Genomic DNA, 22288 nt, shown 5'->3' on the forward strand with positions numbered 1-22288 from the left:
CCGGGCGCGCTCAGCCGTCCGTGACCGTCACGTCGTCGGCCATGACGTACGCGATCCGGTGGTTGAACCAGATCTGGTAGTAGGTCGTGCCGCCGCTGATCACGATGCAGTCGGGGACTCCGTCGACGGTGGCGCAGTTGAAGTTGTTGGCCTTGTAGTAGTCGGTCGGGATCTCGGCGTCAGCGAGGACGTACGTCTGACCTGCGGGGATCGTGTACTGCAGCGGCGCGATCTTCCGCGGTGTCACGCCGGCGGGATAGTCGCTGGGCTCCGTGGGATAGGCGGTGCCGTAGACCTTGGCGGTGGTGCCGGGCTTCGGCGTGACGACCTGGCCGTCGGACGGAAGGAGTACGCCGTCGGGGTTCTGGATCCAGCCCTGCTTGCCGCCGAACCAGACGCCCCACCAGTCGTCGCGGGTCCGGTCGTTGACGACGACCTTCTGCCCGGCCGCGAGGCGCGGGCCCCAGTTGGAGACCCGGGCCGAGCCGCCGACAACGGTGTCGGCGAGCAGCGGCGCGTCGGCGGAGGGTGCGGAGTAGACGTTGACGAAGTTGGTGCCGCGGTCGCTCGGGCACGGCACGCCCGCCCCGGTGCAGCCGGTCATCACGTTGCCGGTGTTGGCGTCGAAGTCAGGGGCGACCGTCCAGATCTCGCTGCGCGAGCGCCGGTCGGCCTTGATCGGGGCCCCGAGCAGGTCGAAGTAGTGGTTCCAGTCCCAGTAGGGGCCCGGGTCCCAGTGCATGCCGGCGACGTTGGCCGGCGCGACGCCCTGGACCTGGTCGTGGCCGATGATGTGGGCGCGGTCGAGCGGGACGCCGTACTTCATGGCCAGGTAGCCGACCAGGGTGGCCGAGGTCTGGTACATCGCTTCGGTGTACCAGGCGCCGTTCGCGGCGTAGCCCTCGTGCTCCAGCCCGATCGAGTGGCTGTTGACGTACCAGTTGCCGGCGTGCCAGCCGACGTCCTTGCCCGGGATGTGGTGAGCGATGTGACCGTCCACCGAGCGCAGCGTGTAGTGCCAGCCGAGGTAGTTCGGGTCCTGCACCAGCCGCACGGTGCCGTCGTAGGAGGTCTCGGTGTCGTGGATGACGATGTAGTCGATCGAGCCTTCCACGGGCCGGTTGCCGAGGTCGTGGTTGCCGTAGTCACCGATCGTGTCGCCGGTCTGCTCGTACGGCGCCGGCAGCGACTCGCAGCCGAGCACCGCCGGACACTCGACGGCCTCTTCGGTGCTGGGATCGGCGAGGCCGAGCCGTCCGACGGCCTCCTCGCTGGCGGCGACCGGCTTCGCGGCCAGCGTCACCCGGTGCCCGTCGTTGGTCGTACGCGACTCCCCCGAGCTCAACGTCGCGAACACCTGACGCGCGAACTTGAGTGCGGTCCCCTCGTCGGCGGCCCCGCTGTAGCGGCCGACGGCTGCGCTCCAGTCGGCCAGGGTCGCGGCGCCGCCCGCGGCCTCCTGGTAGTCGGCCAGCACGGCCGCACCGCCGCAGATGTTGGCGACCGCGTCCTCACGCAGGTCGGAGACCGGGATCCCGGTGATGTCGTTGGCCGTACGCAGCGTCTCGACCTCACCCAGCCGGATCGCCTCCTCGCGCTGGTGAGCGGTGCGGGACTGGTGGGAGCCGTCGCCCTTGCCGAGCGGGTCGGGATGGGCCTCGGTGTCTGTCGCCAGGGCCGGGAGGTCGGTGAGGTGCATCGGCCCGTAGCCGCCGGAGGTGCTCGGGGCCGCGCCGTGGGCGTCCCAGCGCGACTCCATGTGGGAGACCGCGAGCAGCACGTCGGCCGGCACACCGCTGGTCTCGGCCGCCCGCTCGAACACCGTCTGCCGGTCGGTGGAGCCCACCAGACAGGCCTTCCAGTCGGGCTCGGCCGCCGAGGCCACCGCGGTGATCGGGACCGCGACGAGCAGTCCGCCGAGCAGGGCTCCGGCCGCCATCAGGGCCGGCCGTTGTAGACGTGGGGGATGGAAAGGCACGAGAAGACCTCCTGGGGAGGAACACCTGACCCGTGCAACCTAGCCGAATCTGCGCCTGTGGCGGGCGAATCTGCAGAAATGGCGAACGCCCTCCCAGACATCCGGGAAGGCGTTCGGTGTGACTAACGGGGGTCAGTCGAGATAGTCACGCAGCACTTGCGAACGCGACGGGTGTCGCAGCTTCGACATCGTCTTGGACTCGATCTGGCGGATGCGCTCACGGGTGACCCCGTAGACCTTGCCGATCTCGTCTAAAGTCTTCGGCTGACCGTCGGTCAGGCCGAAGCGCATGCTCACGACGCCGGCCTCACGCTCGGAGAGCGTGTCGAGCACCGCGTGCAGCTGCTCCTGAAGGAGCGTGAACGAGACCGCGTCGGCCGGGACGATCGCCTCGGAGTCCTCGATCAGGTCGCCGAACTCGGAGTCGCCGTCCTCGCCCAGCGGGGTGTGCAGCGAGATCGGCTCGCGGCCGTACTTCTGGACCTCGATGACCTTCTCGGGGGTCATGTCGAGCTCCTTGGCCAGCTCCTCCGGGGTGGGCTCGCGGCCCAGGTCCTGGAGCATCTGGCGCTGCACACGGGCCAGCTTGTTGATGACCTCGACCATGTGCACCGGGATACGGATGGTGCGAGCCTGGTCGGCCATCGCGCGGGTGATGGCCTGACGGATCCACCAGGTCGCGTAGGTCGAGAACTTGTAGCCCTTGGTGTAGTCGAACTTCTCGACCGCACGGATCAGACCGAGGTTGCCCTCCTGGATCAGGTCGAGGAAGAGCATGCCGCGGCCGGTGTAGCGCTTGGCCAGCGAGACCACCAGTCGGAGGTTGGCCTCGAGGAGGTGGTTCTTCGCGCGCTTGCCGTCCTCGGCGATCCACTCAAGCTCGTCGAGGATCTTCGGGGTGATCTTGCCGCCCTTGCCGAGCTTCTCCTCCGCGAAGAGACCGGCCTCGATCCGCTTGGCGAGCTCGACCTCCATCTCGGCGTTGAGCAGCGGGACCTTGCCGATCTGCTTGAGGTAGTCCTTGACCGGGTCTGCGGTCGCGCCGGCGACCATGACGGTCTGCTCGGGCTCGTCGGTGTCGTCGGAGGTGGAGACGACGAAGCTCTGCTTCTCGGCCTCCTTCTCGTCCTCCTTGATCGTGGGATCGGAGGCGACGTCCTTCTCGAACTGCTCGTCGGAGATGTCGGGCAGGACCTTCTTGCCGTCGGGACCGATCTGGACGAGGGTGGTCTCCTCGTCGTCGGTGTCGTCGTCGTCCGAGTCGTCGACGTCGATCTCGTCGACGTCATCGACGTCGACATCCACGTCCTCGAGGACGATCTCCTCGCCGTCCTCGTCGATCTCGGTCGTCTTCTTGGGCTCGGACTCGTCCGCCTTCTTCGCCGCGGCCTTCTTGGCAGGCTTCTCAGCCGGCTTCTCGGTCTCGGCAGCGACCTTCTTGGCCGCAGCCTTCTTCGCCGGCGCCTTGGCGGTGGTCGTCTTCCGGGTCGAGGTCGTCGCCGCAGCGGCGCGGCCGGTGACCGCAGTGCCGAGGTCCACCGAGATGCCGAGCGTGCTCAGGTGACCGAGCAGTGCCTTGAGGTGCCTGGGCTCGACCGCAGCATCCTCGCTGGCCTGGCGGACCTGGTCGGGGCTCACACGTCCGGTCGGCTTGGCCTGGTCGATCAGTGCCTTCACGGCAGGGTGGGCGAGTACCTCAGCGGGTATCTTGCGCGCGTTCGAGGACACGAACACCTCTCCGTCGAACTTGGTCGAGACTTATCAAAAACTCAGTTTGGGCGCGGCAGGGCCCGGGGTCGTCAAGAGCCGCAGATTCATTCTGCCACGGTGGTGGTGAACAGTCCCCATCCGGGGCTCGTGTCCACCTCAACTCATCCGGAACTCATCCGGCAGCTTTGGCTGCGGCCTTCTTCTGCTGTTTGTAGTCACGCACCTTCTGCAACGACGCAACGTCGACGACGTCAGCCACAGAACGGTAACCATCGAGCGCGTAGTCGCCGACGGCCTCCTCCCAGCCCTCGGGCCGGACGCCCAACTGCTTGGCGAGCAGCGAGACGAAGATCTGCGCCTTCTGCTTCCCGAAGCCCGGGAGCGCCTGGATCCGCTTGAGCAGGTCCTTGCCGCTGGTGGCCTCGGTCCACAGCCGGGTGACGTCGCCGCCGTATTCGGTGGTGACGATCGCAGCGATCCCCTGCACCTTCGCCGACATCGAGCCGGGGAACCGGTGGATCGCCGGCGGCGTCGAGGCGATCGCCTTGAACTCGTCGGGATCCATGTCGGCGATCTTGGCGGGATCCAGATGGCCGAGTCGGGTCACCAGCTTGTGACCTCCCTTGAACGCATCCTCCATCCGGTACTGCTGATCCAGGGCCATGCCCAGCAGCAGCGCGAACGGATCTTCGGAGAGCAGCTTGTCGGCGGCCTCGTCGCCGGTGATGTGGAGCGAAGGCATAAGGGACATCCTGCCTCATATCGCCGTGATCCACCTGGTCATGCCTGTGGATAGCGGGTCGCGCCGATCCAGCATCCGTTGCACGCTAGGCGCATGGCCTCCATGACTGCCCCGTCCGCCGTGTCCGAGACGTCCGTCGAAGGGCTGCACGAGCCGCTCTCGCCCGTCCTCGAGAAGCGGCTGAGACGCGCCGTGCTGGACCACACCGCCACCGAGCACCGGAGATCGTTCCTGGCGCTCGTCCACCTCGGCATCCCCGGCGGCAAGGAGGTCGTCCACGCCCATCGCGAGGACGAGCCCACCGACCAGTGGCTGCGCGCAGACATCATCCACAGCATGCGTCGCCGCGCCGGCGTGCCCGACCCGATCGTGTGGCTGACCCGCCCCGGCGGCCTGGAGATCGAGGACGTCGACCTCCGCTGGCTCGCCGCCGCGCGGCAGGCGTTCCGGGAGGTCGGGGCACCCCTGACGTACGTCGTGGTGACCCGCAACGCGTGGGTCGACCCGCGCTCGGAGCTGAGTCGCCGGTGGAAGCGGCTGCGCTACCGCAACGACTGAGCCGGCTGGCCGAGCGCCTCCTCCCAGGCCGTGGGAGGAACCGCGCCCTCGAGCATGTGGGCGACCAGCATCCCGAGGCCGTGGTGCTGGTCGCTCGCGAAGCATCTGTCGAGCGCACACCACGCGAGGGCGCCGTCACCACCCAGCCAGGCGGCGAAGGCCAGCACGGCGGCCGGGTGGGCGACGTGGTCGTCGGGGCTGCGGCGTACGACATCGGTCCACAGGCGCACGTGTGCCCTGGCCTCCTCCCGGGTCATCCCGCCCCAGGCGGCGTCGCGCCGCTGCGGGTCGCGCAGCGCGAGCAGCAGGGAGGCGACCTGGCCCGCCGACAGCACCGTCCCGGCGATCGCGTCGTCGACCAGCCGACCGACCTCGTAGACCTTCATCGCGGACGCCTGCTCCAGCGCCACCTCGGTCTCGGCGACGGCCGCAGGGACCGAGGCGATCGAGTCGGCCAGCTCGGTGCGGGAGCGGCGCACCATGTGCCCGTCGTAGACGGCCTGCGCGCGGAACGGGTGGGCGCCGACGTCGAACGGGACACCCTCGTCGGGCACGCCGTGGAAGCCGAGCGGGTCGAACCAGCGGCCGTCCTGCACCCGCAGGCAGCCGATCAGCTCGATGTCGCACTCGGCCAGCCTCTCGACGAGACGGCGGGCGATCTTCAGGCCGAAGCGCGGGCCGCTGTCATAGAGGACGAGCAGGACGCCGCGCACCTGGTGACGCACGGCGGGCAGGAGCAGGCTGTCGAGGCAGCCCTCGACCTCGCCCGGAGGCGGGAGGTCGATCCTGCCGTGGACCTGATGCTCACCGCCGAAGGTGAGCATCACGATCGACTTCTCGGGCTGGAACCCGAGCAGGATGGGAACGGCGGCGAGGACGTCCTCGGGACGGGCGATGGAGAGTTTCGTGGTCATGCGGACCACGCTCCCCGCGACGACCGACAGTCTCGCCGTCAATATCCGCACCTGTGCACAACCCGTGTTCGAATGCTTGTTGTGGATGGTCAACGGCCCGGAGCATCGGTCCAGGAGAGGCTGTCCCCGCTGCCCGATAGGTTGCCACCATGAGACCGCACGCGTCGGTGATGCACCTCGACCTCGACGCGTTCTACGCGTCGGTCGAGCAGCGCGACAAGCCGTCGCTGCGCGGTAAGCCGGTGGTCGTGGGCGGCATCAGCGGCCGCGGCGTGGTCAGCACCGCCTCCTACGAGGCCAGGACCTTCGGGGTCCGCTCCGCGATGTCGACCCGTGAAGCCCGGGCGCTGTGCGGTCACGCCGCCTTCCTCTACCCCCGCTTCCCTGCGTACAAGAAGGTCAGCGAGCAGGTCTTCGGGATCCTGCGTGACCTGTCCCCGCTGGTCGAGCCGCTCTCCCTCGACGAGGCCTTCGTCGATCTCGCCGCCGCGGACCTCCCCGACCTCGAGGTCGGCACGGTGACCGAGACCGCGGCCCGGATCCGTGCCGAGGTCGCCGAGATCACCGGCGGGCTGACCGCCAGCGTCGGCCTGGCGAGCTCGAAGTTCATCGCCAAGATCGCCAGCGACCTGGACAAGCCCGACGGACTGGTCGTGGTGGCCCCCGGCACCGAGCTCGACCTGCTCCGACCGATGAACGTGAAGGTGATCCCCGGCGTGGGCCCCGCCACCACCGAGCGCCTGCGCCGCGCCGGCATCCACACGGTCGCCGATCTGGAGCAGGTCAGCGTCGAGGAGCTCGTACGCCTCGTGGGCAAGTCCCACGGCACCAACCTCTACAAGCTGGCCAGGGCCCAGGACGACCGGCGCGTGGAACCCGAGCGCGAGGCCAAGTCGGTCAGCGTGGAGGGCACCTACGACACCGACCTGACCGACCGGCCGCTGATGGAGCAGATCCTCACCCGGCAGGCCAGCGAGGTGGCCGCCCGGCTGAAGAAGAACGGCCTCTCGGGCCGCACCATCACGATCAAGGTCCGGCTCTACGACTTCACCACCATCAACCGCTCCGCGACGCTCCCCGCCCCCACCGACCAGGCCAGCACCATCGCCCGCCTGGCCAGGACCCTGCTCGGCGAGCTGTTCACGGCGGGCGAGACGGCCGGCGGCGTACGCCTTCTCGGGGTCGGCGTCTCCGGTCTCGCCGACTGGATCCAGGAGGACCTCTTCGGGGAGGACGCCGACGAGGACACCGAGCCCGAGCTCCCGCTGCCCGAGCCGTCGCGGCGGCCGACCTGGGCGGCCGGGATGGACGTCGTCCACGCGGAGATGGGCCGCGGCTGGGTCTGGGGCTCGGGGCGCGGGGTGGTGACCGTGCGCTTCGAGACCGCCGAGACGCCTGCCGGCCCGGTGCGCTCCTACGCCGCCGACGACCCCGACCTGCAGCCCTACAGCGAGCCCTGAGCCGCTCCCCGCCGCTGGCTCGCCTGTCCTCGCCGTCCCGGCGCTTGAGTGCGGTATCGCGCCAAGCGACCCGGTTGTGCGATAGCGCCGTGCGATGACTCAGCCTGCCATCCTCGAGGCGCGCTCGGGTGTCCGAGGGGCGCGGGGATAGGGTCTCGTTCATGTCTGCAGAGTTCCCCGTCGCACCGAAGAAGCCCTCGTCCAAGCAGTTCCACGGCCTGACCCGGACCGATGACTACGAGTGGCTGCGCGACAAGGAGAACCCCGAGGTCATCGCCTATATCGAGGCCGAGAACGCCTACACCAAGGAGCAGACCGACCACCTCGCCGACCTGCGCTCGCAGATCTTCGAGGAGATCAAGGCACGCACCCTCGAGACCGACCTGAGCGTCCCGACGCGGTCGCGCGGCTACTGGTACTACGGCCGCAGCTTCGAGGGGAAGCAGTACGGCGCCAGCTGCCGGGTGAAGGCCACCGACCCCGACGACTGGACTCCCCCGACGCCGGCCGACGTCACCCACGACCAGCCCGCGCTCCCCGGCGAGGAGGTGCTGCTCGACCTCGACGCACTCGCCGAGGGCCACGACTTCTTCAGCCTGGGCGGGTCCACCGTCAGCCCGTCGACCACGCTGCTCGCCTACGCGACCGACGTCACCGGCGACGAGCGCTACACCGTACGCGTCAAGGACCTCACCACCGGCGAGCTGCTCGACGACGAGCTCACCAACGTCCACGGCGGCGCCACCTGGGACCGCGACTCGTCGGCGCTCTACTACACCACCGCCGACGAGTCCTGGCGCGCCGACAAGATCTGGTGCCACCGCCTCGGAACCCCGCAGAGCGAGGACGAGCTGGTCTTCCACGAGACCGACGACCGGTTCTGGGTCGGCGTGGGGCGCACCAAGTCCGACCGGTTCATGTTCATCGGCACCGCCGCGAAGATCACGGCCGAATACCGGTTCCTCGACTTCGACGACCCCGACGCCGGCTGGCAGGTCTTCGCGGCCCGCGAGGAGGGCGTCGAATACTCGGTGGAGCACGCCACCATCGCCGGCGAGGACGTCTTCCTGGTCACCCACAACGCCTCGGGTCCCGACTTCGAGATCGCCACGGCGCCGATCGCCCCGACCCCGCGCTCGGAGTGGCGTCCGCTGATCCCACACACCCCCGGCGTACGCCTGGAGGACGTCGACGCCTTCGCCGGCCACCTGGTGGTGCACCAGCGCAGCGAGGGCCTGACCCAGCTCCGCATCCTGGAGCTCGGCGAGGACGGCGTCTCCGACGACTACCTGGTGAAGTTCGACGACGAGCTCTACACGATCGGCTCCGGCTCCAACCCCACCTTCGAGACCCCGATCGTCCGCCTCGGCTACACCACGATGCGCACCCCGTCCTCCGTCTACGACTACGACGTACGCAGCCGCGAGCTGACCCTGCGCAAGCAGGCCCCGGTCCTCGGTGGCTACGACCGGGACGACTACGAGGAGCACCGGCTGTGGGCGACCGCGCCCGACGGCGTACGGGTGCCGATCTCGATCGTGGCGAAGAAGGGTCTCCACGAGCAGGGGCCGATGCCGGTGCTGCTCTACGCCTACGGCTCCTACGAAGCCAGCATGGACCCCTACTTCTCGATCCCGCGACTGAGCCTGCTCGACCGTGGGATCGGGTTCGCGATCGCGCACGTCCGCGGCGGCGGCGAGATGGGCCGGGCGTGGTACGACGACGGGAAGATGCTGAAGAAGCAGAACACCTTCTCCGACTACATCGCCTGCGCCCGCCACCTCGCCGAGTCGGGCTGGTCGACGCCGAGCAAGATCATCGCCGAGGGTGGCAGCGCCGGCGGGCTGCTGATGGGCGCGGTCGCCAACCAGGCACCCGACGCCGTGGGCGCCGTCGTCGCCGCCGTGCCCTTCGTGGACGCGCTGACCACGATGCTCGACGCCTCCTTGCCGCTGACCGTCACCGAGTACGACGAGTGGGGCAACCCGGAGGCCGACAAGGAGACCTACGACTACATGGCCTCCTACGACCCCTACACGAACGTCACCGCCCAGCACTACCCGCCGATCCTGGCCGAAACCAGCATCAACGACACCCGCGTGCTCTACGTCGAGCCCGCGAAATGGGTCGCCAAGCTGCGTGCCACGGCGGAGAATCCCGGTGACGTACTCCTGAAGACGGAGATGGCGGCCGGACATGGAGGAGTCTCGGGACGCTACAAGGCGTGGGAGGACCGGGCGTTCAGCCTTGCCTGGATGATCGACCAGGTGACCTCTTCCTAGGCGTTCTCAGGGCATATCGACGGGGATCTCGGGGTACTCCATGAGAAACCCCTGAGATTCACCTCGCGATGCAACTTATCGCCCGCGGCGTACGTCGAACCGGACAAGAGATCGAAGACGGATCGATGACAAGGCGCTCTACCAGGGAACACCTGGGAGGGGCGAAGCGTTGAAACACCGTGAGGCCACAAACCTCACCGTGAGGAGGTTCCCATGGCGACACGCACCGCAACCGCCACCCGAGAGATCGAGGGCCGTGACAGCGTCGGGCTGTATCTCGACGAGATCGCCCGTAACGAGCTCCTGGATGCTGCCAAAGAGGTTGAGCTGTCCAAGGCGATCGAGGCCGGCCTGATGGCCGAGCACCTCTTGGCCGAGGGCCGCGTCGGCCGCAAGAAGGCACCCGGTGGAGCCACCCGAGCCGAGCTGGAGTGGCTGGCCGAGGAGGGCCACCGCGCCACCCGCGAGTTCATCAACGCCAACCTGCGTCTGGTGGTGTCCATCGCGCGAAAGTACGGCCGCGCGCAGATGCCGATGCTCGACCTGATCCAGGAAGGAAATACCGGCCTGATCCGGGCCGTTGAGAAGTTCGACTACACCAAGGGCTACAAGTTCTCCACGTACGCGACGTGGTGGGTGCGCCAGGCGATCACCCGCGGCATCGCGCAGCAGGCGCGTGTGGTCCGGCTGCCGGTCCACGTCGTCGAGGAGCTCAACCAGGTCGGCGGCGCCCGCCGCACCCTGGAGCGCCAGCTCGGCCGTGACCCGGAGCCGGAGGAGATCGCCGCCGAGCTCGGCATGGACATCGACCGGGTCCTCGACCTGCTCTCCTGGGGGCGTGACCACGTCTCGCTCGACACCCCGATCGACGAGGACGGCGACACCTCGCTGGGTGACCTGATGGCCCAGGAGTCGGCGCCGAGCCCCGACACCGACATCATCGACGTCGAGTCGCGCGAGCGGCTCAACTCGCTGGTCGGCCAGCTCGACGAGCGTTCCGCCGACATCGTCCGCTCCCGCTACGGGCTCACCGACGGTCGTCAGCACAAGCTCGCCGACATCGGCGTCAAGCACGGCATCTCCGCCGAGCGCGTACGCCAGTTGGAGCGTGAGGCGCTGCAGAAGCTCCGCCGCTTCGCAGACCCTGACCTGGCGGCCTGATCCCAACTACCTGACTCGGCGTCCCTTCGGGGGCGCCGAGTCTTTCTGTGTCGAGACGTCTGTCCGGTCGCCCGAGGCGTCTCTCGCGTCGTCCGAGTCGGCTGCGCGGTGCCAACTCGGCCGACCGGGGTGACGCCTCGGCGGTCAGTAGCCTCCGGGCGGCGGGGCCATCTCGAGACGTACGCCGATCAGCCGGATCGGGCGGTCCTTCTCGACGCGATCGAGGAGCGCCACCGCCTCGTCGGCGAGGCGGTCGGCGTCGAGGGTGGGCTCGGAGAGCTTGTGGCCGCGGGTGACCGTGAAGAACGGCTTGAACCGCACCTTGATCTCGACCCGGGTCACCGGGCGTCCCTCCTTGACCACGTCGGCGAGGCACTCGCCGCACAGCCGGCGGGTGGCGGCGACGACGTCGGGCCACTCGATCAGGTCCTGCTGGAAGGTCTCCTCGTGGCCATGACCCCGGGCTACCCACGGCGCAGGGTCCACCGGGCTGCTTTCGGCGCCACGGCCCAGGCGACGCAGCCACGGGCCGGTCGTCGGGCCGATCTCCGCGGCCAGACGCTCCGCCGAGGCCGCGCCGAGGTCGGCGACGGTCTCGATCCCGAGCCCGGACAGCCGCTTCGCGGTCTTCGCCCCGATCCCCCACAGCGCGTCGGTCGGGCGATGACCCATCTCGGCGTCCCAGGTCTCGTGGGTGATCCGGTAGACGCCGGTCCCCCGCAGCTGTCCCCCGGGCCCGGGCTCGTGGCCGCCCGCGCCCGCCTCCCGCGCGACCGCACCGTCGACCCGTTGCTTGGCGAACCCGGTGGCGAGCTTCGCCTGGAGCTTGTTGTCGCCGACACCGACCCCGCTGCGCAGCTGGGTGCGTTCGAGCACCACGTCGCGTACGTCCTGGGCGAAGGCCGCGGGATCGCCGAGGTCACCGTGGCCGGGGCCGGGTCCGAGGAACGCCTCGTCCCAGCCGAGGACCTCGACCAGCACCGGCACCCCGCCCCACTCCAGCGACCGCAGGGTGTCCATGACGCCGGCGGAGGCCTTGTCGTAGGCGGCGTGGTCGACCGGCAGCAGCACGGCGTCGGGGCACTTCCGGACGGCCAGCCGCAGCGGCATCCCGGATCCGACCCCGTGCGCCCGAGCCTCGTAGGAGGCCGTCGAGACCACCGCCCGCTCGGTCGGGTCGCCGCGACCGCCCACGATCACCGGCTTCCCGGCGAGCTCGGGCCGCCGTAGGACCTCCACCGCCGCGATGAACTGGTCCAGGTCGACGTGCAGCACCACGCTCATGCCCCGATGGTGCCACGGAACCGTCCGGCGAGGCCGTCAGCCGTCGGAGGCCGCCTCGGAGAGCCCCCTGGAGGCCTGCTCCGCCCGCTCACGTACGTCACCGGGCACCGGCACCGCACCAGCAGTGCGCTGCTGCCACAGCTGCATGGCGACGACCTTCGCGGCCGCGTCCTCGACACGGTCGCGGTCGAGGCGACCGGAGCGCAGGGCCTTGACGACGCTGCGGTGGGCGGCCTTGGAGTTGGCCGGCATCAGCAGCAGGTCGGCACCGGCCTCGAGGGCCGCGACCGACGGCTTCTTGGTGGTGGTCGTGACCGCGCCCATCCCGAGCGAGTCGGTGACGGCGATGCCGTCGAAGTCGAGGTCGTCGCGGAGCAGGTCGTAGATCGGGGCCGCCATGCTGGCCGGCTTCCCGGGAGCCACGGCCTTGACGTCGACGTGGCTGATCATGACGGCCGGCGCTCCGGCGTCGACCGCGGCGTCGAACGGCACCAGGTCGCGCCGCTTGAGCTTCTTCATGCCGAAGTCGAGCTCCTGCAACCCGAGGTGGGTGTCGCCGGTAACGGCGCCGTGGCCCGGGAAGTGCTTGGTGGTGGAGACCAGACCGGCCTCGTTGTAGCCCTGCACCGCGGCGGAGACCGCCGTGGCCGCCACCCGCGGGTCCTCGCTCGGCGAGCGCGACCCGATCGTCGGGTCGGTCGCGCCGACGGTCACGTCGGCGACCGGCGCGAACGCCCAGGTGAAACCCAGGTCGCGCAGCTCGAGCGCCGTCGTCCGCGCCGCCTCTGTCGTCGCCGCGACGCCCTTGCGCGGCTTCGTCTCGATGGCGTCGCCGGCGCGCGCGAACTCCGGGAACTCGGTGGCCACGCCGCGCAGGTGGGAGACCACGCCGCCCTCCTGGTCGACGCCGATCACCGCGGGGAACGTCCGGCCGTCGGCCGCGACCGCGCGGGAGACCGCTGCGGTCGTCTCGCGCACCTGCGCCTCGTCGACGACGTTCTCGCCGGTCACGCTGACGCCGGCGAGGTGGAGCTTGCGGACCATCTTGGCCGCCTTGGCCGGGTCGGTGCCGTGGTAGCGGCCGACGATCACCTGCCCGGCGAGCTGCTTCTCGTCCCAGCCCGCGACGAGCTCGCGGGCGGTGGCCAGCTCACCGCGCGTGGGGCCCCACGGAAGCGGCGTGGTGTCCTTCGTCGGGTCGGCCTTCGTGGTGGCGGCGGCCGGCCGGTTCGGCTCGACCTCGGACCTCGTCGGCATCCCGACGGTCACGGCTGCCGCGCCTGCACCGGCCGCCAGCGCCAGGACGGCACCGGCGACCACCGGCCTCATCCAACGCCTCGAACGACGCGGAAGATCCTCTGAATCGGTGTGCTTGCCCCCAGTCACGCGGCCGAGTATGTCAGCAACCCCCACCCATCAACACGTTCAGGCGAGTGAGTCGTAGATCTCGCGCACCCGCTTCCGCAGGTCGTCGAGGGTGCCGGTGTTGTCGATCACGTACGTCGCGACCGCGAGCCGCTCCTCGCGACTCGCCTGCGCGGAGATGCGGGAGCGGGCGTCGGCCTCGGTCATCCCGCGCGCAACCGCGCGCTCGACCTGGGTCTCGACCGGCACGTCGACGACGATCACCTCGTCGAAGAACGGCGCGTAGCCCGCCTCGACCAGCAGCGGGATGTCGTTGACGACCAGCTTGCCCGCCGACCGCCCCGCCTCCTCGAGCTCCGCGGAGCGCGCCCCGACCAGCGGGTGCACGATCGCGTTGAGCCGGGCACGGGCGCCCTCGTCGGCGAAGACGATCTCCCCGACCTTGGCCCGGTCCAGCTCGCCGGTCTCGGTCAGCACCGACGGCCCGAACTCCTCGACGACCGCAGCGAGCCCGGGCGTGCCGGGCTCGACGACCTCCCGGGCGATCTTGTCCGAGTCGACGATCACCGCCCCGAACCCGGCCAGCAGATCCGACACCGTGCTCTTCCCCGAGGCGATCCCGCCGGTGAGTCCTACGCGCATGGGCGTCAACCTACTAGGCGCTGGCCGGCTCCCCGCAGGCGAACCGGCGCCGGTAGGCCTGGGGCGAGAGACCCCGCACCCGGGTGAAGTGGTGGCGCAGAGCCGCGGCGTTGCCGAACCCGACCTCGCCCGCGATCCACTCCACCGACCGCTCGGTGCGCTCCAGCAGCTCCTCGGCCCGGCGGACCCGCTGCGCGGTGATCCAGGCATAGGGCGTGGCCCCGGTCTCGGCGCGGAACCTGCGAGCGAACGTACGCGGCGACATCAGCACCTGCCGGGCGAGCGAGTCCACGTCGAGCTCCTCGTGGAGGTGGGACGAGATCCAGGCGAGCAGGGGTCCCAGCGTCTCCGCGTCGGGCTCGGGAACGGGGTGCGAGATGAACTGTGCCTGTCCCCCGTCGCGCTGCGGCGGGACGACCATCCGGCGGGCGACGGCGGAGGCGACCGCCGCGCCGTACTCCTGGCGCCAGATGTGCAGCGCGGCGTCGAGCACGGAGGCGGTGCCGGCGCTGGTGACGACCTGGCCGGTGTCGACGTAGAGCACCTCGGGGACGACCTTCGACGCCGGGAAGCGGCGCTGCAGCTCGGTGGCGTACTTCCAGTGGGTCGTGCACTCGATCCCGTCGAGCAGGCCCGCCTCCCCCAGCGCGAAGGCGCCGGAGCAGGCGGTGAGGAACCGGGCTCCGCGCGCGTGCGCGCGCAGCAGCGCGTCCTTCACCTCCACGGGCAGGGTGCCGCTGGGGCCGCCGAAGGCCGGGATGGCGATCAGGTCGGCCTCCTCGAGGCGCTCCAGGCCGTTGGGCGCCTCGACCTTGAACCCGAGGTTGGTGCGCACCATCCCGGCTGTCGGCGCACACACGGCGAAGTCGAGGTAGGGCACCCCGTCGTCGCGCCGGTCGATGGCGAAGGCCTCGCAGACCGCACCGAACTCGAAGGGGGCGACACCGTCCCAGATCACCGCAGCGACGTTCCTAAGCACCTCAGAAGGGTGCCAGTTGGCAGGAAATCGCGCAACTTAGGCATTTCTGCCAATGTGGCAGGAATGCCTGGTAGCGAAGAATTACTGCCATGACCACCGCACTGATCCTCATCGCACTGTTCGGCCTCGCCACCTACGCCACCTTCGCCGTCGTCCACGGCGACCGCCCCAAGGCCGCTCCTCGGTCCCACGCCATCGACCCGGACTTCTTGCCAGCGACCAGGTGGCCCTAGAGAAGCCGAATGCCCGGCCCCTGATGAGGGGCCGGGCATTCGTACGTTTTCAGAGCATCAGCTCACGAGTTCACTGACCGCCGGTCAGCTTCTCGCGAAGCGCCTGGAGCGCCTCGTCGGAGGCGAGGGAGCCGCCCTCGTCCTCGGAAACGGTCTCGTCGACCGAGCCACCCGAGGAGTAGGAGGTGGCCTCGCCGGCCTCGGCAGCCTTCTCGGCGGCCTCCTGCTGCTGCTTGATGTGGGCCTCCCAGCGAGCGTGGGCCTGAGCGTACTGCTCCTCCCACTTCGCGCGCTGCTCGTCGAAGCCCTCGAGCCACTCGCCGGTCTCCGGGTCGAAGCCCTCGGGGTAGATGTAGTTGCCCTGCTCGTCGTAGGTCGCCGGCATGCCGTAGAGCGTCGGGTCGAACTCCTCGACGTCGGTCGAGGTGACCGTCTCGTTGGCCTGCTTGAGCGAGAGCGAGATCCGGCGACGCTCGAGGTCGATGTCGATGATCTTGACCATGACGTCGTCGTTGACCTGGACGACCTGCTCCGGGATCTCCACGTGGCGCTCGGCCAGCTCGGAGATGTGGACGAGGCCCTCGATGCCCTCCTCGACGCGGACGAACGAACCGAACGGCACCAGCTTGGTGACCTTACCCGGGACGATCTGGCCGATCTGGTGGGTGCGGGCGAAGTGCTGCCACGGGTCCTCCTGGGTCGCCTTCAGCGACAGGGAGACGCGCTCGCGGTCCATGTCCACGTCGAGAACCTCGACGGTGACCTCGTCACCGACGGTGACGACCTCGGACGGGTGGTCGATGTGCTTCCAGGACAGCTCGGAGACGTGGACGAGACCGTCGACGCCGCCGAGGTCCACGAACGCACCGAAGTTGACGATCGAGGAGACGACACCCTTGCGGATCTGACCCTTCTGGAGCTGGGTCAGGAAGCCGTGGCGAACCTCGGACTGGGTCTGCTCGAGCCAGGCACGGCGCGACAGGACCACGTTGTTGCGGTTCTTGTCGAGCTCGATGATCTTGGCCTCGAGGGTCTGGCCGACGTACGGCTGCAGGTCGCGGACGCGACGCATCTCCACCAGCGAGGCGGGGAGGAAGCCACGCAGGCCGATGTCCAGGATGAGACCACCCTTGACGACCTCGATGACCGCGCCCTCGACGACGCCGTCCTCCTCCTTGACCTGCTCGATCGTGCCCCAGGCGCGCTCGTACTGCGCACGCTTCTTGGACAGGATCAGGCGGCCTTCCTTGTCCTCCTTCTGGAGCACCAGGGCCTCGACCTTGTCGCCGACCTCGACAACCTCGGACGGGTCGACGTCGTGCTTGATCGAGAGCTCGCGCGACGGGATGACACCTTCGGTCTTGTAACCGATGTCGAGCAGGACCTCGTCCCGGTCGACCTTGACGATGACACCGTCCACGATGTCGCCGTCGTTGAAGTACTTGATGGTCTCGTCGATCGCGGCGAGGAAGTCCTCTTCCGACCCGATGTCGTTGATCGCGACCTGAGGCGCGTCGTAGTCAGGAAGAGGAATGTTGAGCGTGCTCGTCATAAGGGAGGTGGTTTCCTTGGGTGGACAGATATCGTCGTCGTACGGCTGGAGTCGGGTCGGCCGCTCAGCCTTTGAGACGGCAAGCCACGGTCCGCTCGGTCCGGGACCTGGGCAGACTTCAGACGCAGTTTCTTAGCCTACGCTCCACGCACAGGCCCCGTCCAACTGTCGCGGTCGCCGCATTCCCACCTTCAGGCCGGGAGGCATACGCTGTAGAGGTGGACCAAGCCATCAGCCCGGTCGTTCGACCGGAGGCGCCCATCGATCCCTTCGGCGCGATCGAGACCCTCGACACCACCGGCCCCGTCGTCCGAGCGGAGCGACGCACGGTCAGCGAGGCCGAGTCACGCCGCGCGAACGGCCCCGACTGGGACCGGTACGCCGACGAGTACCAGGCCACCCACGGACCCTTCCTCGGCAACGCCGGGTTCGTCTGGGGCCCCGAGGGACTGACCGAGGCCGACCTCGGCGTCCTCGGCGACGTCGCCGGCAAGGACGTCCTCGAGCTCGGCTCCGGAGCGTGCCAGTGCTCGCGGTGGGTGAACACCCGGGGCGGGCGCGCGATCGGGCTGGACCTGTCCGGGCGCCAACTCCAGCACTCCCGTCGCCTCGACGAGCAGACCGGTGTCGTCGTACCCGCCGTCCAGGCCACCGCGACCGACCTGCCCTTCGCCGACCGCTCCTTCGACGTGGTGTTCTGCTCCTTCGGAGCGCTGCAGTTCGTCAGCGACATCGGCCACGCGATCGCCGAGACCGCCCGCGTCCTGCGGCCGGGCGGCCGCTTCGCGTTCTCGATCACCCACCCCACGCGGTGGATGTTCCCCGACGACCCCGGCCCCGAGGGCCTGATCGCCGCGCAGTCCTACTGGGACCGCACCCCTTACGTCGAGGTCGACGACGAGACCGGCGAGGTGTCGTACGTCGAGCACCACCGCACCCTCGGAGACTGGGTGTCGCTGCTGGCCGGTGCCGGGTTCCGGATCACCGACCTGGTCGAGCCCGAGTGGCCCGAGGACCACGAAAGGATCTGGGGTGGCTGGTCGCGGACCCGGGGGCTGTTGACCCCCGGGACCGCGATCTTCGGTGCCGATCTGGTTTAGGCGTCCACCAGCGTGCGGTCGTCGGTGGCGGCGTGCGAGCCACCGTTGGGCTTGCGGCCGCGCAGGGTCAGCCACAGGCCGATCAGCAGGAGGATCAGGCCGACGACGACGCCGCCGACGGGGATCCAGGTGCCGATCAGGTTGAGCTTGGAGATGTTGGCCTCGGCGTCCTCGGCGTTGTTGGAGACGGTCTCGTCGGTGTAGCTCATCTCCGCGTCGATCAGCACCATGCCGCTGCTGGTCACCATCTTCTGGGTCGCGCTCTGGTCGATGTAGGAACCGGTGGTCGGCTCGACGTAGATCGTCTGGGTGGCCTCGTAGGAGCCACGGACGTCGTCGTCGGTGTTCGGCTCGCCGTCCTCGCCCTTGGACAGGATCTCGTCGTCGGAGGAGGCGGAGACCTCGAACTGGTAGGTCTTCACGCCCTCGACGTCGACGTCGTCGATGTACTTGGCGATCACGGTCGTGCCGAGCGTGTCGTCCCAGTAGTTGTAGTCGTGGCGCTGGGTGTCGAACGGGAACTTGCCGGCCAGGCCGGTCATGCCCGCGACGGCGCGCTCCTCACCGACGTACTCGGCCTGGTCCTCGACGACCTCGGAGGTCTTGCGGTCCATGGCGTAGGCACGCTCGGTCGTGGTCACGACGCGGTCGTCGTCCTCGGCGCGGGCGCACGGGGGCGTCTCGCCCTCCTGGATCATGATGCAGCCGGCCTCGACGAAGACGACCACGTCGTCGGTCGAGTCCTTCGGGGCCGCCTCGGTCGTGCGGGTGTACTTCACCGGAACCGGGGTGTCCGACTTGGCCAGCGCGCCGCTGGCGGTGCCGTCCAGAACGGTCGTGGTGTTGACGTTGAGCGGCACGGTCGCCGCGGCGTCCCGGCCCCAGAAGCCGGCTACCGCAGCAGCAACCAGTGCAAACGCACCGACCAGCAAGAAGACGTAACCAATCACTCTTCGCATGTTTTTGCCCCTCCCAAGGCCTCAGGTCCCCCCTCGATCCGCGAACCGTAGCAGCAATACCCGGAGAGGTGTGCAACGGGTCACAAACCGCTGTGCGACACTTCCTCTTCGTGTCCTCCCCCCACCCCACCACCGCTGCCGGGCACACCGGCGGGCCCGCTGACGCGCCCGCTGCCGACGGCGTGCTGACGACGCCCCGAACTGTCGTCGTTGCCGCACTCGTCCTGATCGTGGTCCAGCTCGGCTTCCGCGCCTGGGCACTGAGCGGCTCGTGGTACCGCTTCGACGACGCCAACTTCATGTCGAAGCTGATGTCGGACGGGCTCTCCGCCGACCTGCTCTTCCACGGCTTCGCCGGCCACCTGATGCCGGGAGCGTTCGCGCTGACGGCCTGGAACTTCTCGCTCGACCCGTACGCCTGGATCTACCCCGCCGCCGAGCTGCTGGTGCTGCAGGCGATCGCCAGCCTCGGCGCCCTGGTGTTCCTCTGCTCCGCATTCGGGAGGCGGCGCGGGATCCTGCCGCCGCTGGCCCTGTTCCTGTTCTCCTCGATCAGCCTGCCGGCCTTCCTGTCCTGGGGCCCCGGGATCACCCAGCTGCCGTTCCTCGCCGCGATCTTCTGGGGGTCGTGGGCACACCTCAACTACCTGCGTACGCGGCGGTTCGGCTGGGCGCTGCTGACCATGCTCATCACGCTGGCCGCGATCGCCTTCGGCGAGAAGGCGATGCTGCTGTTCTGGCCGTACGCGGTGCTGGCGCTGGGCTGGTTCGCCACCGGCGACATCCTCACCCGGCTGCGGACGCTCCTGGGCCGCTACCTGCCCGGCGTGCTGCTCTACGGGGTCGTCTCGATCGGCTCCGTGGTCGCGTATCTCGTCCTCGGCGCCCGGTCGTCGGAGGCCTCGGGCAGCTCCGACGCCAACGGGTTCGCGCTGGTCACGCAGCGGTTCCTGTTCGAGTCGTGGGCACCCGGCGTGGTCGGCGGGCCGCTGCGCTGGACCTGGCTGGAGGGCAACTCGGCCGGTTGGGCCGAGCCCGGCGCAGTGGTCTCGGTGCTCGCGGTCGGCGTGCTGGTGCTGCTGACCTACGAGCTCGCCCGCACCCGCTCGATGGCGCTGCGGGCCTGGTGGCTCGTCGGCGGCATCCTCGTCCTCGACATCGCGCTGATCACCGCCATCCGGGCGGGCGCCGTCGGCGCCGACATCGCGCTCGCCTACCGCTATCTCACCGACACGATCGCGGTCACCGCGATGGCGCTCGCGCTGGCCACGCTGCCGCTGCGCGGGGCGGTGGAGACGCTCACCCCGACGCGTACGTCACCGTTCCTGGACGTGCCCAACCGGGTGGCGGTCGCGACCGCGGTGGTCGCGGCGCTGGGGCTCTTCTCGTCCTACTCCTACGCCCAGGGCTGGCGCGCGGACGACAACACCCGGCGCTACATCGACACGGTCCGTGCCGACCTGGCCGACGTCGACGAGCCGCTGCCGATGGCCGACGGGCCGGTGCCTCAGTGGATGGTCTGGGGCGCGTCGTACCCCTACAACCAGGTGAGCCGGGTGCTCCGGCCGCTCGCCGACAAGATGGAGTTTCCGCGGTCGAGCACCAATCATCTCTTCGTGGTCGACGACAAGGGCCACATCCGCCCGGCGGCCGTCGATCCGGAACGCCGATCCGTGGGCGCGGTCGATCCGACACCGAACCGGGATCAGTGCCCCATGCGAGTGCGCCAGACGTCCCTTGACGTGGCCCTGGACGGCGGCGTCCATGGCGAGGGGTGGTGGATCCGCGTCAGCTACGCCGCCGGTGCCGAGGACGCGGGCCGGATGCGGGTGACGGCCGGGGACCACTCGTACGACGTCGAGATCGAACCCGGATACCGGAGCCTCTACCTGCGCACGGGTGAGGGCCGCTTCGACACCGTCGGTTTCCAGAGCCTGACGCCTGGCTCGAAGCCATGTGTGAGCGGCATCGAGGTCGGCGAGGTGGTGCCGTACGGGGACCCGATCTCAGCGACGAACGAGGATGGCTCATGAGCCGCCGGTTCCTCACGCTCGACGCCCTGCGCGCAGTCGGGGCGCTGATGGTGGTGCTGACCCACGTCGGCTTCCACACCGGCCGCTACGAGCGCGGCTGGACCGGGGCGATGCTGGCCCACTTCGATCTGGGCGTCGCCCTGTTCTTCGTGATCTCCGGGTTCCTGCTGGCCAGGCCGTGGTTCGCGGCCGCCGCCGAAGGCACCCCGCCGCCCAGCACCGGACGCTACCTGTGGAAGCGGGCCCTGCGGATCCTGCCGTTGTACTGGGTGGTCGTCGCTGTCTGCCTCCTCGTCGTCCCCGAGAACTCCGACGCCGATCTCGGTGACTGGATCGCCAATCTCACGCTGACGCAGATCTACATCCAGAACTCCCACGCGTACGGCCTGGCACACATGTGGAGCCTGTGCACCGAGGTCGCCTTCTACCTCGCTCTACCGCTGGTCGTGCGGCTGCTGACACCGCGGAATCGCCTGGCCATTCGCCGAGTGCTCGTCGTCTCGCTGCTGCTCTCGATCGGCGGCGTGGTCTTCGCGGCCGGCGCCCGCACCTGGATCGCACAGCCGTTCGCGGCGGAGTGGCTACCTGCGTACCTCCCCTGGTTCCTCGCCGGGACGACGCTCGCCGCCTGCTCCGTCCACCCCGGCACGCGTCGGCGCCTCGACACCGCCGCGCGTGACCTGGCCGGCTGGTGGCTGCTGGCGCTGGGGCTCTTCGTCGCTGCATGCACGCCGATCACCGGCCCGATGGGCCTCTCCGGCCCACCGACACCGGCCGAGGCCGCACTCAAGTGCCTGCTCTACGGCGCGGTCGCAGTCTGTGTCGTCTTCCCGCTGGTCTTCGGACCCGAGCTCGAGGGTCCGGTCCGCCGCTGGCTGGCCAGGCCCGTGCCCAGCGCCCTGGGTGAGATCTCCTACGGGATCTTCTCGATCCACATGTTCGTCCTGGTGATGGGCATGGAGGAGGTCCTCGGCTTCGAGGTCTTCGCCGACCGCTTCTGGACGGTGCTGGGTATGACGGTCGCGGTCACGATCCCGCTGGCGGCGCTCTCCTACACCTTGTTCGAGCGCCGGGTGATGCGTCTGCGCGGCTGGCGCCCCTCGCTGAGGTCGTCACGCGCACCCGTGTCCTCGGAGCGCGGCCCCGCGGAGGCGGAGGCGGCCACGAGCACGACCGCTGCCAGCGAGAGCGCCTGAGCCGTCCAGGCGGGCGGGTCCCAGGGCAGCTCCCAGGCGGTCGGCAGGATCTCGACGGCCAACGCGCCGGCGAGCAGCGCGGCCCCGGAGCCGACGGCCACGAGACGGACGATCCCTCCCCGGCGGCCGGTCACGCGCGG

General features: G+C 69.6%; 18 protein-coding genes. 8 read left to right on the plus strand and 10 right to left on the minus strand.

Going from position 1 to position 22288, the window contains the following annotated elements:
- Nucleotides 1–10 precede the first annotated feature (10 nt).
- The 3 genes from G5C66_RS01395 to G5C66_RS01405 form a co-directional block, all read right to left on the minus strand.
- A complete protein-coding gene (locus tag G5C66_RS01395) occupies nt 11–1978 on the minus strand; it encodes an N-acetylmuramoyl-L-alanine amidase (protein WP_338144029.1) in 1968 nt (655 codons plus the stop codon).
- A 132-nt stretch (nt 1979–2110) separates the two neighbouring features.
- Nucleotides 2111–3712: an RNA polymerase sigma factor gene (locus G5C66_RS01400; RefSeq protein WP_165108962.1), complete on the minus strand. Its 1602-nt coding sequence runs from the start codon at nt 3710–3712 to the stop codon at nt 2111–2113.
- Between the two features lie 148 nt (nt 3713–3860).
- A complete protein-coding gene (locus G5C66_RS01405) occupies nt 3861–4439 on the minus strand; it encodes an HhH-GPD-type base excision DNA repair protein (protein WP_165108964.1) in 579 nt (192 codons plus the stop codon).
- A gap of 84 nt (nt 4440–4523) precedes the next feature.
- Here G5C66_RS01405 and G5C66_RS01410 point away from each other — a divergent pair, with 84 nt between their 5' ends.
- Nucleotides 4524–4988, plus strand: a complete 465-nt coding sequence (locus G5C66_RS01410; RefSeq protein ID WP_241248114.1) for a hypothetical protein — start codon at nt 4524–4526, stop codon at nt 4986–4988.
- Here the strand turns inward: G5C66_RS01410 and G5C66_RS01415 are convergent.
- Entirely contained in the window at nt 4973–5902 is a 930-nt protein-coding gene (locus G5C66_RS01415; protein ID WP_165108966.1) for a DUF4192 domain-containing protein, read from the minus strand. The two genes, G5C66_RS01410 and G5C66_RS01415, sit on opposite strands and share 16 nt — an antisense overlap.
- A 149-nt stretch (nt 5903–6051) precedes the next feature.
- Here G5C66_RS01415 and G5C66_RS01420 point away from each other — a divergent pair, with 149 nt between their 5' ends.
- The 3 genes from G5C66_RS01420 (at nt 6052) to G5C66_RS01430 (ending at nt 10805) form a co-directional block, all read left to right on the plus strand.
- Complete coding sequence (locus G5C66_RS01420; RefSeq protein ID WP_165108968.1) at nt 6052–7362, plus strand: DNA polymerase IV; 1311 nt, start codon at nt 6052–6054, stop codon at nt 7360–7362.
- Between the two features lie 161 nt (nt 7363–7523).
- A complete protein-coding gene (locus G5C66_RS01425) occupies nt 7524–9644 on the plus strand; it encodes a S9 family peptidase (protein ID WP_165108970.1) in 2121 nt (706 codons plus the stop codon).
- Nucleotides 9645–9857: 213 nt separating this feature from the next.
- Nucleotides 9858–10805 (plus strand): sigma-70 family RNA polymerase sigma factor, encoded by a 948-nt coding sequence (locus tag G5C66_RS01430; protein ID WP_165108972.1) that lies wholly within the window; start codon nt 9858–9860, stop codon nt 10803–10805.
- A gap of 144 nt (nt 10806–10949) precedes the next feature.
- Here the strand turns inward: G5C66_RS01430 and G5C66_RS01435 are convergent, their stop codons facing one another.
- The 4 genes from G5C66_RS01435 to G5C66_RS26690 all read right to left on the minus strand — a co-directional run bounded on the left by G5C66_RS01435 (nt 10950) and on the right by G5C66_RS26690 (nt 15075).
- Nucleotides 10950–12089, minus strand: coding sequence for a DNA polymerase IV (locus G5C66_RS01435; RefSeq protein ID WP_165108974.1), 1140 nt, complete (start codon nt 12087–12089; stop codon nt 10950–10952).
- A gap of 36 nt (nt 12090–12125) precedes the next feature.
- Nucleotides 12126–13418: a glycoside hydrolase family 3 N-terminal domain-containing protein gene (locus G5C66_RS01440; protein ID WP_206443576.1), complete on the minus strand. Its 1293-nt coding sequence runs from the start codon at nt 13416–13418 to the stop codon at nt 12126–12128.
- A gap of 96 nt (nt 13419–13514) precedes the next feature.
- Nucleotides 13515–14096, minus strand: coding sequence for a dephospho-CoA kinase (gene coaE, locus G5C66_RS01445; RefSeq protein WP_165108978.1), 582 nt, complete (start codon nt 14094–14096; stop codon nt 13515–13517).
- Between the two features lie 13 nt (nt 14097–14109).
- Nucleotides 14110–15075, minus strand: coding sequence for a helix-turn-helix domain-containing protein (locus tag G5C66_RS26690; protein ID WP_165108980.1), 966 nt, complete (start codon nt 15073–15075; stop codon nt 14110–14112).
- Nucleotides 15076–15164: 89 nt separating this feature from the next.
- Between G5C66_RS26690 and G5C66_RS01455 the strand changes: the two genes are divergently transcribed.
- On the plus strand, nt 15165–15308 hold the full coding sequence (locus G5C66_RS01455; RefSeq protein WP_165108982.1) for a hypothetical protein: 144 nt from the start codon (nt 15165–15167) through the stop codon (nt 15306–15308).
- A gap of 70 nt (nt 15309–15378) precedes the next feature.
- Here G5C66_RS01455 and rpsA read toward each other — a convergent pair whose 3' ends face one another.
- Nucleotides 15379–16860, minus strand: coding sequence for a 30S ribosomal protein S1 (gene rpsA / locus G5C66_RS01460; RefSeq protein ID WP_165108984.1), 1482 nt, complete (start codon nt 16858–16860; stop codon nt 15379–15381).
- 218 nt (nt 16861–17078) lie between these two features.
- On the opposite strand from rpsA, the gene G5C66_RS01465 reads away from it, so the two are divergent.
- Nucleotides 17079–17960, plus strand: coding sequence for a class I SAM-dependent methyltransferase (locus G5C66_RS01465; RefSeq protein ID WP_338144030.1), 882 nt, complete (start codon nt 17079–17081; stop codon nt 17958–17960).
- Here G5C66_RS01465 and pgfA read toward each other — a convergent pair.
- Entirely contained in the window at nt 17957–18919 is a 963-nt protein-coding gene (pgfA, locus tag G5C66_RS01470; protein WP_165108986.1) for a cell envelope lipid trafficking protein PgfA, read from the minus strand. The genes G5C66_RS01465 and pgfA overlap by 4 nt on opposite strands.
- Nucleotides 18920–19029: 110 nt before the next feature.
- Here pgfA and G5C66_RS01475 point away from each other — a divergent pair, with 110 nt between their 5' ends.
- Nucleotides 19030–20952, plus strand: coding sequence for a hypothetical protein (locus G5C66_RS01475; protein ID WP_165108988.1), 1923 nt, complete (start codon nt 19030–19032; stop codon nt 20950–20952).
- Nucleotides 20949–22148, plus strand: coding sequence for an acyltransferase family protein (locus G5C66_RS25710; protein ID WP_165108990.1), 1200 nt, complete (start codon nt 20949–20951; stop codon nt 22146–22148). Before G5C66_RS01475 ends, G5C66_RS25710 begins: the two co-directional genes overlap by 4 nt.
- The last annotated feature ends 140 nt before the right edge of the window (nt 22149–22288 follow it).

The organism is Nocardioides turkmenicus, from assembly GCF_011045035.1.
GTDB lineage: Bacteria > Actinomycetota > Actinomycetes > Propionibacteriales > Nocardioidaceae > Nocardioides > Nocardioides turkmenicus.